Annotated in this window: 13 protein-coding genes; 8 read left to right on the top strand and 5 right to left on the bottom strand. The window is 61.3% G+C overall.

Annotation, left to right across the window (positions count from 1 at the left end; all coding sequences use genetic code 11):
* The first annotated feature begins 734 nt into the window (after positions 1-734).
* From K8U03_23250 to K8U03_23280, 7 genes are all read left to right on the top strand, one after another.
* Positions 735-2,519, top strand: a complete 1,785-nt coding sequence (locus K8U03_23250; GenBank protein MCE9607814.1) for a 30S ribosomal protein S1 — start codon at positions 735-737, stop codon at positions 2,517-2,519.
* A gap of 441 nt (positions 2,520-2,960) precedes the next feature.
* Positions 2,961-3,791, top strand: a complete 831-nt coding sequence (locus tag K8U03_23255; GenBank protein ID MCE9607815.1) for an RNA polymerase sigma factor RpoD/SigA — start codon at positions 2,961-2,963, stop codon at positions 3,789-3,791.
* Positions 3,792-3,900: 109 nt separating this feature from the next.
* Complete coding sequence (locus tag K8U03_23260; protein ID MCE9607816.1) at positions 3,901-4,164, top strand: hypothetical protein; 264 nt, start codon at positions 3,901-3,903, stop codon at positions 4,162-4,164.
* 141 nt (positions 4,165-4,305) lie between these two features.
* Positions 4,306-4,833, top strand: a complete 528-nt coding sequence (locus K8U03_23265; GenBank protein ID MCE9607817.1) for an adenine phosphoribosyltransferase — start codon at positions 4,306-4,308, stop codon at positions 4,831-4,833.
* An 89-nt stretch (positions 4,834-4,922) separates the two neighbouring features.
* On the top strand, positions 4,923-6,173 hold the full coding sequence (locus K8U03_23270) for a Gfo/Idh/MocA family oxidoreductase (GenBank protein ID MCE9607818.1): 1,251 nt from the start codon (positions 4,923-4,925) through the stop codon (positions 6,171-6,173).
* A 184-nt stretch (positions 6,174-6,357) separates the two neighbouring features.
* Positions 6,358-6,882, top strand: coding sequence for a hypothetical protein (locus K8U03_23275; protein ID MCE9607819.1), 525 nt, complete (start codon positions 6,358-6,360; stop codon positions 6,880-6,882).
* 173 nt (positions 6,883-7,055) lie between these two features.
* Positions 7,056-7,424 (top strand): hypothetical protein, encoded by a 369-nt coding sequence (locus tag K8U03_23280; GenBank protein MCE9607820.1) that lies wholly within the window; start codon positions 7,056-7,058, stop codon positions 7,422-7,424.
* Positions 7,425-7,429: 5 nt separating this feature from the next.
* Here the strand turns inward: K8U03_23280 and K8U03_23285 are convergent, their stop codons facing one another.
* The 5 genes from K8U03_23285 to cbiE all read right to left on the bottom strand — a co-directional run bounded on the left by K8U03_23285 (position 7,430) and on the right by cbiE (position 14,921).
* Positions 7,430-10,864, bottom strand: a complete 3,435-nt coding sequence (locus K8U03_23285; GenBank protein MCE9607821.1) for a BamA/TamA family outer membrane protein — start codon at positions 10,862-10,864, stop codon at positions 7,430-7,432.
* A gap of 357 nt (positions 10,865-11,221) precedes the next feature.
* Positions 11,222-12,226 carry an App1 family protein gene (locus K8U03_23290; protein ID MCE9607822.1) on the bottom strand — a complete coding sequence of 335 codons (1,005 nt, stop codon included), beginning with the start codon at positions 12,224-12,226 and terminating at the stop codon, positions 11,222-11,224.
* Positions 12,227-12,303: 77 nt separating this feature from the next.
* On the bottom strand, positions 12,304-12,528 hold the full coding sequence (locus tag K8U03_23295) for a hypothetical protein (GenBank protein MCE9607823.1): 225 nt from the start codon (positions 12,526-12,528) through the stop codon (positions 12,304-12,306).
* A gap of 252 nt (positions 12,529-12,780) precedes the next feature.
* Positions 12,781-13,539 (bottom strand): PIG-L family deacetylase, encoded by a 759-nt coding sequence (locus K8U03_23300; GenBank protein MCE9607824.1) that lies wholly within the window; start codon positions 13,537-13,539, stop codon positions 12,781-12,783.
* A 68-nt stretch (positions 13,540-13,607) separates the two neighbouring features.
* On the bottom strand, positions 13,608-14,921 hold the full coding sequence (cbiE, locus tag K8U03_23305) for a precorrin-6y C5,15-methyltransferase (decarboxylating) subunit CbiE (GenBank protein ID MCE9607825.1): 1,314 nt from the start codon (positions 14,919-14,921) through the stop codon (positions 13,608-13,610).
* A gap of 198 nt (positions 14,922-15,119) precedes the next feature.
* Between cbiE and K8U03_23310 the strand changes: the two genes are divergently transcribed.
* Positions 15,120-16,115, top strand: a complete 996-nt coding sequence (locus tag K8U03_23310) for a phosphoglycerate dehydrogenase (protein MCE9607826.1) — start codon at positions 15,120-15,122, stop codon at positions 16,113-16,115.
* Positions 16,116-16,173: the final 58 nt, after the last annotated feature.

Raw genomic sequence — 16,173 nt, forward strand, 5'->3', positions numbered from 1 at the left:
TCTTCGGTCGTCGCGCGTGCGGACGAGACGCGCGATGAGGATTGCCGAAGATCGAAAACTTGCACGACGGCTCGCGCGAGGTTGCAACGTCGCGTGAGGCGCTTCGCTTGCCTTGGGTGTCGTCCGGTGCGTCGTCGCCTGAGCCCTGTTCTTCTCACGAGCCCGCTCGGGGAAGCCGGTAGGGCGCAATGCTCTGCGCAGAGAACGTTTGACAAGAAGCCCGACCGAACCCGGGCGACGACGCACGAACTTTTTTAAGTCGCTAGCGATCGCGATTGAGCCGTGCCGCGCGCGAAAATATCTAATCGAAGCGAGCGGCCCAAGTAGCAGGCACGTTCCACGTGCCGTCCGCCACGGATGGCTTAGCGCTACGAACACGCCTGCTCCCCGGGATATGCATTCCGGGCTATTGAACGGAGGCGGATTGCGTCGCGAGCGTGGTTCGCGCTTGTGAGACCCTCGTGGCTACGGCACGTGGAACGTGCCTACTACTTTAGCGTCCGTAGACATCCCGGCTCCCCAGGAGCCGAACCTCTTGCTAGCTCCCCCAACTGAACACCGACCACTGACCACCGGCCACTGCCTCCTTCCCCCCCGTTTCGGCCCTGTCTGCTCGCCTTGTTCGCTAGCTAAGTCTTTGCTAGACTGCCGGTTTGCTCCATGGCTAGGGATCGGGCTTCGTGCGAAGTTCGGGCCGTGAGAGGGTGTCTGATAAATGGTTAGTTTTTTATTTCATGGTTAATCGCAACCTAATTCGAGGTCTCGACCTCAACGAACAAGACTGGGAAAAAGAGCTCCAGGAAGCGCTCGGCGAAGCCGATCCGACGACGTTTGAGCTGCAGGGCAGCGCCGAACTGGGGATGAATAAGATCGTTCAGGGGAAGATTCTCCGCGTCGAAGGAGATTGGGTTCTCGTCGACGTCGGCTATAAGAGCGAAGGTTCGATCCAACTCAACGAGTGGAACGAAGACGAAGAACCACCCGTCGTCGGCCAAACCGTCACGGTGCTCATCGAGGAAGTCGATGACCAACAGCCGGGCATGGAAGATTCCGGCCTCATCCAGCTGAGCAAGCGCAAGGCTGAGAAGATCCAGGCGTGGATCGACGTGATGAAGAAGGTCAAGGAAGGGGACGTCGTCACCGGCGTCGTCACGCGCAAGATCAAGGGTGGCCTCCTCGTCGACATTACGGGCGTCAACGTCTTCTTGCCGGCGAGCCAGGTCGACATCCGTCGTCCGGCCGACATCGGCGACTACATCGGCCGCACGATCCAGTGCACGGTGCTCAAGATCGACGAAGCCCGCCGCAATATCGTGGTCAGTCGCCGGGCGCTCATCGAGAGCGAACGCGAAGTCAAACAAAAGGCCTTGCTCACGGAGCTGCAAGTCGGCCAGTTGCGCAAGGGCGTCGTCAAGAACATCGCGGAGTTCGGCGCGTTCGTCGATCTCGGCGGCCTCGACGGCTTGCTGCACATCACGGACATGAGCTGGGGCCGGATCGGCCACCCGAGCGAGATGGTGCAAATCGATCAAGAGATCGAAGTCATGGTGCTGCACATCGACCTCGAGAAGAAGAAGATCGCGCTCGGCTTGAAGCAAAAGCAAGCCAGCCCATGGGAACATGTGGCCGACAAGTACCCTGTGAACAGCCGTCACAAGGGAGAAGTGGTCAACGTGATGAGCTACGGCGCGTTCGTGAAGCTCGAAGAAGGAATCGAAGGCCTGGTGCATATCAGCGAAATGTCGTGGACCAAGCGGATCAGCCATCCGAACGAGCTCGTTCACATCGGCGACGAAATCGAAGTCGTCGTCTTGGGCATCAACAAAGAGAAGCAAGAGATCTCGCTCGGCATGAAGCAAACCCAAGACAATCCTTGGGACAAAGTGGCCGATCGCTATCCGCCCGGCACGATGGTCACCGGCACGGTGCGCAACCTCACGAACTACGGGGCGTTCATCGAGATCGAAGAAGGGATCGACGGCCTGTTGCACGTCAGCGATATGTCGTGGACCCGCAAGATCAGCCACCCGAGCGAAATGGTCGAAAAGGGCCAGAAGCTCGAATGCCGCGTGATCTCGGTCGATCAGCAGCGCCGCCGCATCGCGCTCGGGCTCAAGCAACTGCAAGACGATCCTTGGGCTAGCGACATTCCTTCGAAGTACCAGCCCGGCCAAGTCGTGAAGGGGAAGGTGACGAAACTCACCAACTTCGGCGTCTTCGTCGGTTTGGAAAACGGCCTCGAAGGCTTGCTGCACATTTCGGAACTCGCCGAGCATAAGGTCGAGAACCCGGAAGACGTCTGCAAGGTCGGCGACGAGATCGAAGTGAAGATCCTCCGGGTCGACACCGACGAACGGAAGATCGGACTTTCGCGCAAACGCGTCGATTGGGCCAACGAAGATCTCACCGACGAAGCGACCGCCGCTGCCGCCAACGGCACCACGGCGACCGTCTCGAAGGCCGCCGAGCAGGCGGACCTCAAGGGTGGGGTCGGCGAGTCCGGACCGCTGTTCAAATAGTCGCTGAGCGAGAAACGCTCGCCGCGGTCGTTGCCGCGCCGGCCGTTTTTCAGCGACAATCGTTAGTAACCGAACGATCGATTCGACCCCGCCGGGCTTAGCTCGGCGGGGTCGTTCTATTTGCTACGACGCTTGTGCCGCGTGTGACTCTCCACATGCGCACGACGCTCGGCAACCCTACGACACGCAACACGCACACAAAGCGCAGTCGAGGCACAATCGCCGGATTCGTTCGTCTTGATGCCGGCATGGAGAAAGTTGGGTTACATCGACGATAGCATTCTCTGTTCAAGCAAAGACTATCGCTTCGGCGAACTATACCACTCCCTTCGCACACGCGGCGCACGCCCCGACAGCACCGTTTGGAAGTAGCGCTTGAGGCAGCAAGCGCATGTTTCCGGACGCGGCGGCGATGCTACGGACAAGGAACTTAACGTGACGATGAAGAACCGCAAGCGCACCGGTACGGCCGTGCAATCTCCGCTGGAGACCTACCTCCGCGAGATCAACGAAACCTCGCTGCTCACGGCCGCCGACGAGCAACAACTCGCCCGCGCTATCGCCCAGGGTGATCTGGCCGCTCGCGACCGCATGGTCCGCGCCAACTTGCGCCTCGTCGTCAACATCGCTCGGGGCTACACAGGCAAAGGGCTCGCCCTGCCCGACCTGATCGAAGAAGGGAACCTCGGGCTGTTGCGCGCCGTCGAAGGGTTCGACCCGGACATGGGAACCCGCTTCAGCACCTATGCGAGCTATTGGATCAAGCAATCGATCAAGCGTTCGCTCATCAACTCGGCGAAGACGATCCGCATTCCGGCCTACATGGTCGAGCTGTTGAGCAAGTGGCGACGTGCGACCGTGCGGCTCACCGAAGAACTCGGCCGCGGCCCGACGCCCGAAGAAGTGGCCCGGGTGCTCGGCCTGCCGCGCAAGAAGCTGTCGATCATCAAGAAGGCGATCCACATCTACAATCAAACTCCGCAGACCGATCAAGCCGACAACGGCTGGTCGCTCGGCGAGATGGTGATGGACGAGCGGCAGAAGAGCCCCGAGCTCGAGATGACCGAGGGGGACGACATGACGCACATCCTCCGCATGCTCGAAACGATGGAGCCGCGCGAATCGACGATCCTCCGGATGCGCTTCGGCCTCGACGACAACACGCCGCGCACGCTGAAGGAAATCGGCGAAATCCTCGGCCTGACGCGCGAACGGGTCCGCCAACTGGAAACGGAAGCGCTAGCGAAACTCGCGGCGGGCTTAGGCGGGTAAACGAGACCCGCGCGCCGGTTCGCACCTGCCCGAACACCGTTTTAGGGTGCCTCGTCGCGGCCTACGAAAATGGTTGTCGCGGCGAGGGCTGCGCGATATTCTCAAACGTATGGCAAAGCAACTTTCCTCCAGCGCCGAGATCTTTATCGCGAACGTGGTCGCCGACGGCACCTACGCTTCGCGCGAGGCGGTGCTCGAAGCGGCGATTAATGCTTTACGCGATCAAGCAACTGCGAATGCGCCGGCCCCGGCAAGCCGGCTCGACGACGTCGGGAACTACAGCACGATCGCTCTGACGCCGGAAGAGTGCGCTCGACTCCAAGGGCAGGTCTCTTCGAAAGCGGAAGCCGACGGCTTGAAGTTCGGCGGCTAGCTCGGCAGGTTTGCTACCGATCTCGGAACATCGCTCGTAGCATCGCGCGGATGGACTTATTCTCGCCGTAGAAAATCGTCCGCCGTTCGGCCACAATGGCGGCACTCGTTGAGTCCGTCCCGCCGAACTGCCGGTGCCCCGATGACCGCCCCCCTCGATCTCGCCTCCTACGTGCGAGCCATTCCCGATTTTCCTAAAGCGGGAATTTTGTTTCGCGACATTACGCCGCTGCTGAGCCATGGCGCAGCGCTTCGTGAAACGATTCGCCGCCTCGCCGAACATTATCGCGGCCGAGGGATCGATGTCGTCGGAGCGGCCGAAGCCCGCGGGTTCATCTTCGCCGCGCCGTTGGCGATCGAACTCGGAGTCGGCTTCGTGCCGTTTCGCAAGCCGGGCAAATTGCCGTACGACAAGCATACGCATCGCTACGACCTCGAGTACGGCACCGACTCGCTCGAGGTGCATGTCGATGGTTTCTCACCGGGCCAGAACGTCCTCTTGATCGACGATCTCCTCGCCACCGGCGGCACGATGGCCGCTTGCTGCCGGCTCGTCGAGAGCTGCGACGCGAAAGTCGCCGGCTGCGCGTTCGTCATCGAGCTGAACGGCTTGAACGGCAGAAAGACGCTCGCCCCGCACGAGTCGTTCAGCTTATTGCAATACGACTAGCGGCGGCATCTCTTCCGGTGCCGCAAGCCTGCTCGCGGGCACGTTGGTCGAGCGCGACCAAGTCCCATCTTTCACCCCTCGCATTCGCCATGATACGAATCGGCATCGTCGGTTGCGGACGCATTCTCGCGGCACACTTGCGCGGCTATCGCTTGTTGCGCGAAGCCGGCATCGCCGACTTTCAAATCACGGCGCTCTGTTCGCGCAAGCTCGACGATGCGCAGATGTATGTCCGCCGCGGAGCAGGCCCCCGGCAGCGACCGGCCGTAAGCAATCTCGCCGGCGATCCGCTCGCGATCGGCGATGAGTTTCTTTCCGACTTTCAGCCCGAGGTCGAAGTCGCGACCTATACCGACTATCGCGACATGATCGCGTCGGGCCGGATCGATGCGGTCAACGATTTCTCGACGCACGCGCTTCATCACCAGATCGCGGCAGTCGCCTTTGCGCACGGCAAACATTTGATGTCGCAAAAGCCGCTGGCGATTACGGTCGCCGCGGCGCGGCGCATGTGCGAAGAGGCGGAGCGGCGCGGATTGACGTTCGGCGTCTTCGAGAACTTTCGCTACGCGCCGGCGACGCGGCACCTGCGCTGGGCGTTCGAGTCGGGCCTCGCCGGTAAGTTGCAAATGTTTCTGCTCGGGTACGCGGGCGTCTGGTGGGCGCCGGATTTAATCGTCGCCGATACTCCTTGGCGGCATTTGAAGTCGGAAGCCGGAGGAATCAGCCTCGATCTCGGCGTCCATTTCTTCGATCAGTTGCGCTACGTGGCCGGCGAGATTAAGAGCGTCTCGGCTCGGACGTCGGTGCTCGAACCGTTGCGTTATACGCGCGATGCCGCGGGTCGCACGATCCGCGAACAAGCCTGCGACGCCGACGATACGTTCACGGCCCATTTGGAAACGGCCGGCGGAGCGCTCGGGAGTATGTTCGCCAGTTGGGCCGGCCACGGCGGGGCGACGCGCGTCGAACAGGGGGCCGTATACCAAGGCTCGCGCGGTAGAATCTCCGCCGGCGACTTCTCGGCCGACGGACAAGCGACCGTGAAGCTGGCCGAACTCTATCGAGCGTCGGCACCCGCCGCTCTGCAAGCATCGCACTTCCCGCTCGGCATCGACGACAGCTTCGCGCTGGCGCAACTCGATTGGCTACGGGCCGTCGGAGCGGGCCGGCAACCGGAGACCGACGGTCGGGAAGGGCTGCGAGACCTCGCCGCGGCCTTCGCCCTGCTGGAATCGGCCACGACCGGCACAGCGGTCTCGCCCGCGGATGTCGCCGAGGGGCGAATCCGGGAGTTCCAGCGACCTTTAGACGCACAATGGGGCCTACAATCGTATTAACCGGCCGTTTTTAGCATTTTTCTTGACGCTCTTGAGAGAGGCGACCTAGTATTGACAGGTCACCTAAATTGCGCAACACATCCAGTCGCATATCTTGAGATGAATCATGAAACTTAAGGCCTCGGCTCTTCTTTTGGCAATTGCTTCGCTCTTTGCCCCTTCCGACCTGCGGGCGGACGACGGCATGCGGAACTTCGGAGCGACCACCGTTTCCGACATCGCGCCTGCCGGCTCGGTTTTGCCGACCACGGTCGTCGCGTTCGGCCATCGTCGCCGCAACTGCGGTTCCGGCGGCTGCGCAACCGGTTACGGAGTCGGCGGATATAGCGGCTATGGGCTCAACTCGAACCTGTACAACGCCTATAGCACCTACCAGCCTTCCATGGGCGGTTACACCTCTTACTATCCAGGCACGACCGGCGCGGCGCTCGGCCAATACGGTGCCGGCGTGAACTTCGGCAACGGCTACTACGGGGCGAGCGGTCCGGGCGTTGGACGCTACATTGAAACGCCGAATCCGTATGGCTACTACAACAACGGCCAAATCTGGGGCTCTTCCGGCCCGACGTATTCGCGCCCGACTCCGGTTTGGGATTCCCCTTCCGGCGTCTATGGCTATCGATACAACGGTTGGGGCAGCTACGGTTGGGGTGGCTGGGGCGGTACCGGCCCTGCCGGCTGGGGCTACCAAGGCGGCTTCTACTGGTAAGCTCGCACGAGCGCCGCGAATTGAATTCCAAGCAGAAAGGGCCTCCTCAGCGAGGCCCTTTCTTTTTTTAGAGCTCGGCCGTGAAACTCGAACCGGTTGCCGATAACTCCTAAAGGCTCCGTACGACAACTTGCCGGAGCGGGCATCGGCGGCAGCAACGTATCGAGGAAGCAATGGCTATGCGCTGGACATGGATCGTGATCGGGGCGATTTCGCTGTCGAGCTTCGTTGCCTCGCAAGCGGAAGCGAAGTACCCGGTTCTCTCGCTCTTCACCGGTCGGGCCGATGGCCCTTATCAACCTGCGCCGCGGAGATACATCGTCGTCGATCCGGTGCCGGTCGAGCCTGCTCCTGCCGGACGACATCACGGACACGGCGGCGCGCCTGTCGCCGCGAACGATCCTCCGCTCTGGCGTCGGCAAGATGCCGTGACGCCGATCTATCCGTACGGCTGGTTCGGCGCACGCCACGCCAACGAGCGCCAGACGCGCGGCAGTTACTATGAAGACTACGAAGACACGGCGATCTTGCGCGGTCGCTAAGCGCTTTAGCGACCGAGACCGACGTAGAACGCGAAGTTCTGGATGTTGTCGCCCGGTGCATGTGCAACCGGCACTGCGAAGTCGAGCGCGATCGGAGCCGGTCCCATCGCCGGTACGGTGATTCGCAAGCCGAAGCCCGGTGCGACGCGGAAGTTGCTCGAGTGCATCGCGATCTTTTCTTCTACGGTACCGAAATCGCAGAAGACGACGCCGCGCACCATATCGTCGGCCGTCATCGAGAACATGTACTCGACGGTATTCAGCCATTGAAACTGACCGCCGATGTTGACGTTGTTGACCATCGGCCCGACGCCGCGGAAATTGAAGCCGCGCATCGAAGAGAAACCGCCCGCGAAGTAGCTTTCGTAAATCGGTGTCTGTGAACCGGTGAAGCCGAGCTGCGTGAGGAACGTAAGCACCTGTCGACCCGAACCGTCGGGCCGTTCGCCGAGCAGGAAGTGTTGACGAGCTTCGATCGTGCCGCGCTGGAACGTATTGGTACCGAAGCCCAGATCGAGACCGAGCATCACGCGATGTCCTTGCGTAGCGATGAACGTGCTGTCGCGCGTATCGTGAGTGACGGCGAATTCACCGACGAACAAGTCGCTGGTGCCGAGCGACTGTTGCAATTTTTGCGGAGTCGGGAAGGTCGGGTTGCTGAGTTGAACTTGTTCCGCTCGCAGCGCGGAGCTGACCGAAAGATCGGGAATGAACGGAAACTGATAACCGAGTGCTACGCGACCGCCGAGTCGTTCTTCTTGCCAATCGCGATAGTAACGCTGGAAGTAATAAGCACTCGTGCTCAAGCTGATCCGCGTGTCGAAAAGATAAGGCTGACGAAAGATCGCCGAATAGCGCGAGACTTGCGTACCGGGAACCGCTTCGATGCGCACTTGCTGACCGGCACCGCGAAACGCACGGCCTTCGATCAAGTCGCGCCAGGAAGTCGGCAAGCGCGTGATGTCGGCGTTCTGTTCATCGAGCACGATCGAGCCGAGCAAACCGGCGTTGGAGTTCACGCCGACGCCGAGCATGAACCGACCGGTTTGCGCTTCTTCTACGGTCGGCGTGAGAATCAAATCGCGCGTGAGCGGCTCGTTCACGAACGGCGCCGTCGGCGTTCCACCGAACAGGTCGTTGCCGCTGCCGTAGCCGTTTGCCGGTGGGATGCCCGGAACGGCCGGCTGCACAGGCTGTTGCCCATAAGGAGCGACGCCGACTACCGGTTGCGGTTGCGGCTGATAAGCGCCCGGTTGTCCGGCATACGGCGTGGCTTGCGGATTCGGAGCAGCGGCCGGCGCGGTGTATTGCACCGGCACGACCGGATAACCGCCGCCGGTTTGCGGCGCGGCGGCGTAGTTCGAGTTCGAAGTCTGCGGATTCATCGCTCGTAGCGGAACCTGACCGTAAGCAGGCTGCTGCGATGGCGGATCTTGAATCGGACTCTGAGCCCGCACGACGATCGGTCCATCGTCGAACACTAGCGATCGGTCGAAGCCATCCGCCGCAGGAACCTGATTCGCGACGAAGCCGTTTGTCGGTTGATGTCCCATCACACTCGGCATCGAATCGTGATGCGAAGCCGGAGCGACCGGCGGCAGATTGGGCATCGCCCTCGGTTCTTCCGCGACGGTTGCTTGCAGCGCAGCGGGATCTACTCCGAGAACATCGGCCGAGATCACCGTAGCGCTGCCGAACAAGTTCACGTCGTCCAACGTGAAGATCGGCGAAATGCTCGGCACTTGAAACGGATTTTCCAGGCGAGAAAGTTCTTCACTCTCGAGCGGCGATGCTTCTTCGTCGTCCGCTGATTCCGTAGCGGATTCGCTCGGAAGCGGCCGTGGATCGACCGGCACGAACGGCAACGGCCCGCGTTGTAAGAACGGCTGCGCGCCGGGTGCGGCTTCGGCATCGAACGAGACCGTCAGCACCCGATCGCCGGAGCCATCGTGTTGCGGAGTCGAGTACACGAGCGGCGGCCGAGCATCGTCGGGGCTTTGTCCGCGCACCGTTCCTCCGCTACTGCCGCGGGCGAGAGTGCTGCTTTCATCCGGAGCTTGAAACGTAATCTTCGGCGACACGCCCGAGGCGGGATCGTTCTTGAACAGGCCCGACGCTTTCAGGCGGCGCTCGCTGTCGCGAATGCGGCGAATATCGACGATGTCGCCGGGATGCAAATCGATCCGGTTCAAGACCGTGTTGATTCGCGTATGCGGATCGTCTCCCTCGATGCGGACGTCGATGCGTCCGACCCGATAACGATCGCCCTCTTCGATCTGATACACGAGATCGAGCTCGCCCGGTTGTTCCATGAAGCGCGGATCGGCCTGCACGTTGCAGAACACATAGCCGATGCCGCCGTAACGATCTTGGAGCGTCGAGATGTCGCGCGTCATCGAGGCTTGGTCGAAGAACTTGCCGCCCTTCAGCTTGAGCTCGGCTTCCAATTCGGGTGTTTGAAACTTGCGATTACCGATCAGCGCGACGCTGCGAACCGTATAGCGCGGGCCTTCGTTGATGACGAATCGCAACGTCGCCCACTTGCCGTCTTCGCCGAATTCGATCTCGCGGCCGATCTTGGCCGAGAAGAAGCCGAGCCCACGGTAGTAGGCGGTCAAGCGATCGACGTCTTCATCGATCTTCTTCGCGTCGACTTCTCCCTTGAAGAGATACAAGATCGGCGGCTTGCTTTGAATTTGCGTCTTCAAGCGGCCGTCGTCGGCGATCGTATTGCCTTCGAACTCGATGTCGAAAACCTTTTGCTTCGGGCCTTCGTTGATGAGAAACACGGCGCCGCGATCGCCGGGCTTGTTTCCTTCGAGCGTCGTGATGCGAACTTTGGAGTAGCCCTTCGACTGATAGTATTCTTCCAGCTTGCGCCGCGCTTCATCGACGAGATACGGATCGATCGAGTCGCCGACTTTGATTCCGGTTTTTTTGTCCAACGTCGAGCGACGGATCGAAGCCCCGACGTATTTCACATGCCGCAGCGTCGGGCGCTCGAGCACTTGAAACACGACGACGACCCCTTCCGGAACCCGTTGATAGGTCGGGCTCACGCTCACGAATTGTCGTGTTTTCGTCAAGCGCCGAACGTCTTCTTCGATCTGATCGGGATTAAACGGGCGACCGGCGCGCGTTTGAATATGCGGCGCAATCTTATGCAGCGGAATGCCGACGTTGCCGGTCACGCGCACATCGACCACGTTCTCGACCGCTTCCGGAGCAGGAGTCGGAATCACCTGCGAGGGAATGACCTCGGGCACCGCAGGCGCAGCGCCGGAAGAGCCGGGAAACACGGGGCCCGACGATGCCGAAGGAGGTGGCGCAGGAAACGCGGGCTGAGCGCGAACGGTGTCGCAACACCATCCGAAACTCAACGCAATTCCGGCGATCCCCAAGCGCACGAGCACGGAGATGTAGGAGCGGACGTCGGCCATAAGGCTGATCCGTAAGCAGAGTAGAACGATCGTGATGTGATGTGTCCGAACATTCGCGCGACAGGAATGGACGTCGCCGATCGTTCCGAGAAACGATCGTTTTCGTATGCCGCGCAATGATCGAACGAGAAAGGCCGGGTACAAATAGCGAAACACTTCGGCAGCGACAAGGCGACTTCCGCTCTTCGCGAGCGAATTGCCGTAGAGTTTCCCCCTCGCACGACAGGGAGCACCCGCGCGCGACATGCGCGACGGGCGAGATTCGCGAGGTTTTCTTACGATTCGGTAACTAGCATCGCTGCCGCATGCGCGCGAAAAAATTTGCGGCCGTGGTGTGCCCGTAGCGTTGCCGGCGACTTACGGAGCGACCGACACTTGCAAGAGTTCTTCCGGAGTGCGAAAGAGCAGCAAACGCTCGGGGGCGACCTCGCGAAAGGCCGCCTGCAGGCGAACGTCGCCGAGCTTCGCATCGGTGATGTTGCGAATCGCGATCTTCGCTATCTGCTCGGGATGGCGCCGCGCGAGTTCGCCGTAGACCTCGGGATCGCGTTCGCCGGAATCGCCGACGAGAATGAAACGTCGGTTAGGAAACGCGATCAGGATCGGCTCGATCGTCGACAGTTTGTATTCTTCCGGTGCGGCGAAGAATTGCATCGCCGAACGGTCTTGGAGGCGGAACTTCCGCAAGTGGAACGATCCTTCCGGAAACTTCTCCTGCTCGCGAAACAGGGCAAGAGGCTGATAAAGTTGCCACGGGCTGCCGGAAACATAGTGAAACACGGCGCCGCCTAGTTCCCAGCGGCGATAAACCTCGGCCATTCCTGCGACCGGGCGAAACTCGCGCAAGAACGTATTACGCACCAGCTCGCGCTTCTCCAGCACGTTCGTAATCTTAATCGTGTCGTCGATGTCGGAGATGACGGACGTCCCTGTCTCGCCGATCAATTGCACCCGCCCGACAAACTTCCGCTTCAATGTGAAAACGGATTCCACACGATAGTCGAGCAGTTGGCGATCGGTAAACGTGCCGGCCGCGGCGTCGATCGTGAACGTCGACTCCGTATGGCCGTCGGCCGTCGAGGGGGCGAGAGTATACTTGGCGCCGTTCAGTTCGATCGTCGGTGTCTTGCCGCGCTCGTTGTCGGCCATAAACGGCTCGGCGCGCTCGATGAAAATGCGCGTCGACTTTTCCGCTTCGTCGAGTTCCAGCGCTTCGCTCAATAAGTCGAAGGCGAGCATGCGCGAAGGGCTCAAGCCTCGGCGCTCGAAGACCCAGCCGTGAATCGGCACCTCGACGCGCTTGGCATCGGCCGGCAGCGGCGCGAACGTCGGGAAGAAGACGATCGCTTCATCGCTCTTCAAGTCGGAAGCACGTACGTCGGACCCGACGCACGACGTAAGCAGAGCTAACGACAGGCAAGTCGCGAGCGCGAGCCTCGTTAGCGCGACGCTTCGTGCGGCGGCTCTTCTTCTTGTTCGAGCAGCTCTTGAGCCTTGCGCAGCATCCATACGGCGTCGTCCGATTCTAAGCTCGGGCTATAGGCGATGAAGCCGTCGTCCGGAGTGCTGCCTTTGTAGATCGTGCAGACATGGACGAACTTCACCGGTCGGCGGCCCAGTTCTTCGAGAATTTGCTCGGTCGTGGCTAATTCTAGTTCGATCATCGAAAGATTCCTACGGGCCGTGAACGACGACTCCGGCACGCGCTCGTCGGGTCTCGACAGGCGAAGGCCGTTAAAGTGTACCACTAACCATAGTTCGTGAATCCGCGCAAGCCTTTCCGCGCGGTGGAAAAAGAATTGCCGGCGAGCAACTAGACGGCAACGCCGCGCGGCGCACGACAACCCGTAGCGATCGCGCACAAGATAACGATTGCGCGAGGCCGCCTCCGGCCCTCATGAGATCGCTTCCGGTTCTTAAACCGAGGGAGGCGTTTCTTCCGGCAGGTTGTGAAACATAAACTGCATCAGGTCTTTCGTGCCGATCATGCCGGTCGACGTGAAGAGTTCGCCGGCGGCGAAACCCGCGGCCTGCCCCTGCTGCATTGCGAACCCGCGCACGCGATCGAAGACGTGCGCCTTAGCCGGCGGAAACTGCGTCTCGTAGCACTTCACGCTCGCGAGCTTAATGTCGAGCGTGTCGGTAATGTCGACGACGACATGCCCGGCGCCGGGAGGCAAGCCGAGCGAGCCCCAATTCAACGTGTAGTACATCAACCGCGGAACCGTGTGGACGGGGATGCCGTCGAAGTGCTCGTCCCATTTCGTCAGCCGCGAATAGAACACGGCCGCTTCGGTAATGAGCATCGCCTGCCAATGATCGGGCGAGGCCATCGGAGTCTTCTCGCCGAACCCGATGACGAGGCTCGGACGATAGCGGCGAAATACTTTTGCCAGCGCCACGCGCGACTCGAACGTATCGAACAGCCGGCGGTTCGGCAAATCGAGATTCACGCGCACCTGCACGCCGAGCGTCTCGCCGGCCTTACGTGCTTCTTCCAGCCTTACGGCCGGGCCCGGCGACAGCGGAGTCGGCTCGCCATCGGTAAGGTCGACGATGCCGACCTGGTAGCCCTGCCGCACCAACTTTGCCAGCGTGCCGCCGCACGCAATCTCGACGTCGTCCGGATGCGCACCGACGGCAATCACATCGAGCTTCGGATATGCCTCGGCCATCTCGACTCCGTTCGGGAAAACTCAAATCACAAACAACTGCCCCTGACCTCCGACCCCTGACCCCTTCCTCACACCGGCTTCGTCGCCGATAGCAAAAAGGTCGGGTTCAAGGCATCGAAGCGGACTCGCTCCAGTTGATACGTTCCGCGCGCGATGTTGAGCATCGAGACGTTCACGTGCCCGACGCGCTTTTGCAGCGCCGCTTGGATGTCGGCGAGGTTCTCGATGCTGCCGGTGTTCGCTACGAGCCGGCCGCCGGGGCGCAAGCGATCAAGCGCGACGTCGATCAAGCGCACGATTTCACGCCCGAGGCCGCCGACGAAGATCGCATCGGGCTGCGGCAACGGTTCGAGAGCTTCGGGAGCTTGCCCCAGCACGGGCCGCAAGTTCTTCACGCCGAAGCGCTCGGCGTTGGCGAGCAGCAGCGCATGGTCTTCAGGATCCATTTCGATCGCGTAGGTTGTCCCTTCGACGGCGATCTGCGCGGCTTCGATCGCCACGCTGCCGCTCCCCGCGCCGATGTCCCACACGATGCTGCGCGGGCCGAGATCCATTTCCGCCAGCGCCAAGATGCGCACTTCCGACGGCGTCAGCAGCCCCTTCTTCGGCTTCGACTGTTGGAACATCTCGTCCGGGTTGCCGAACAATCGCCGACCGATCGCCTCGATCGGGCGGTCGGGCACGTTCGGCTTGCGCACCAGGATCATCACGTTGAGCGGGCCGAAGTCGTCGTCGGCGAGTTCTTTCAATTCGCCATGCGTCACGCGCTCGTCGGGCGAGCCGAGGTTCTCGCACACGTAAGCGGTAAAGTAGTCGATCCCACGGTTTACCAATTCTTGCGCCACGCGGGCCGGCGGCGTCGCTTCGCTGGTGAACAGCCCGACTTTTTCCGCCGAACGGATCCGTTCGATCGCGTGGTCGAGCGTGTGGTTGGCAAGGTTCGTGAGATATGCTTCGTCCCAGTTCTCTTTCACGCGGGCGAAGGCCAGCTGCATGCTGCTCACATGCGGCACCACGTCGAAGCGATCCTTGCCGAGCTTGTCGCAGAGAAATCGCGAGATGCCGTAGAAGAGAGGATCGCCCGAGACCAACACCACAGCCGAGCCGCTTGCAAAGGTCGAGAGCCGCTTCACGATCGGGTCGAGATCGGCTCCGATGACGAGCCGCTCGGCCGCTCCGGCAGGGATGAGGTTCAGCGTATGATCGTTGCCGACCAGCAGCGCCGCTTTCGCAATCAACTGACGAGCGGCCGCCGTCACGCCGTCGAGGCCGTCGTCGCCGATGCCGATGATATGAATCCGTTCGTTCCGGGTCGGAGCGCCCTGTGTCACGTGTTCGATCCTAAGTTCTGAGAAGTGTGCGGCCACGATCACCTCGGGCATTGTTCTAGCGACGCCGAAAGGTGTCAAGGATCGCAATCGGATCTGCAGACGAGCTCCAGTCGCAAAGTCCTTCAACAGCCGCGGATGAATCTCCGCGGTTCAACGCAAAAGGATCAAAAACGGACTTCATTGAATCCCACTCCGCGGCGCGGTACAAACTCGGTTCGCCCTTTCGACTCTCCTGGTTGGCAATAATCCATGGCATCCCCAGCTCCCCGTGTTCTCGTTACGCCGCCGACGCTCGATCGCAACGCCGGTCCCTATTTCGACGTCCTCACGGCCGCGGGCTGCAAGATCGTCTACCCGGCGCTCGATGCGAAACTGGACAACCCTGCGGTCTTGCTCGAGCATCTCGCAGGAATCGATGCCGTGCTGTGCAGCGTCGAACCGTATACCGCCGAGATTCTGCGCCGCAGCAAATTGCGCTGCGTAGCGCGCGTCGGCGTCGGCTACGACTCCGTCGACTTTCGGGCTGCGAGCGAGCTCGGCATTCCGGTCTGCATCACGCCCGGCACGAATGAACACTCCGTGGCCGAGCAAGCTTTCTCGCTCATCTTCAGCGTGTTTCGCGATGTCGCGGTGCGCGATGGCGAGATCCGGGCCGGCCTTTGGCGGCGCAACTCCGTGCGCCGGCTCGCCGGAAACACGCTCGGCCTCGTCGGCCTGGGGCGGATCGGCAAGGCGATGGTTCCTCGCGCGCGCGGGCTCGGGCTCGATGTCGTCGCGTTCGATCCTTATGCGGATAAAGCCTGGGCGGCTGCGAACGACGTTCGGCTCTGCTCGTTCGACGAATTGCTCGCGGCGTCGGATGTCGTCAGTCTGCACATGCCTTGCACGGCCGAGACGACGAACCTGATGAATCGGCAATCGCTCGCGAAGATGAAACCGAATTCGGTCCTCATCAACACTTCGCGCGGCGGGCTCATCGATGAAGAAGCGCTGCTCGAATACCTTACCAACGGCCATCTCTTCGGCGCAGGACTCGACGTGCTCAAGATCGAGCCCCCGCGCAAAGACCATCCGTTCTTCGCATTGAAAAACATCACGCTCGCGCCCCACATGGGCGGCATCGACCAAACCGCTCTCGACGCGATGGCGAAGCTCGCCGCCGAATGCATCGTCGGGCTGAGTCGCGGCCGCGCGCCCGAAGGCTGCGTGGTAAATAGCGAAATTCTCACCGGCTGGAAGTGGTAGCCGCGGCGGGCGCGAGGGTAGAATGCGTTGCCGTTCTTCTCGCCGTCGCCCGGATGCT

The organism is Planctomycetia bacterium, from assembly GCA_021413845.1.
In the GTDB taxonomy this organism is placed as follows: Bacteria; Planctomycetota; Planctomycetia; order Pirellulales; family PNKZ01; genus PNKZ01.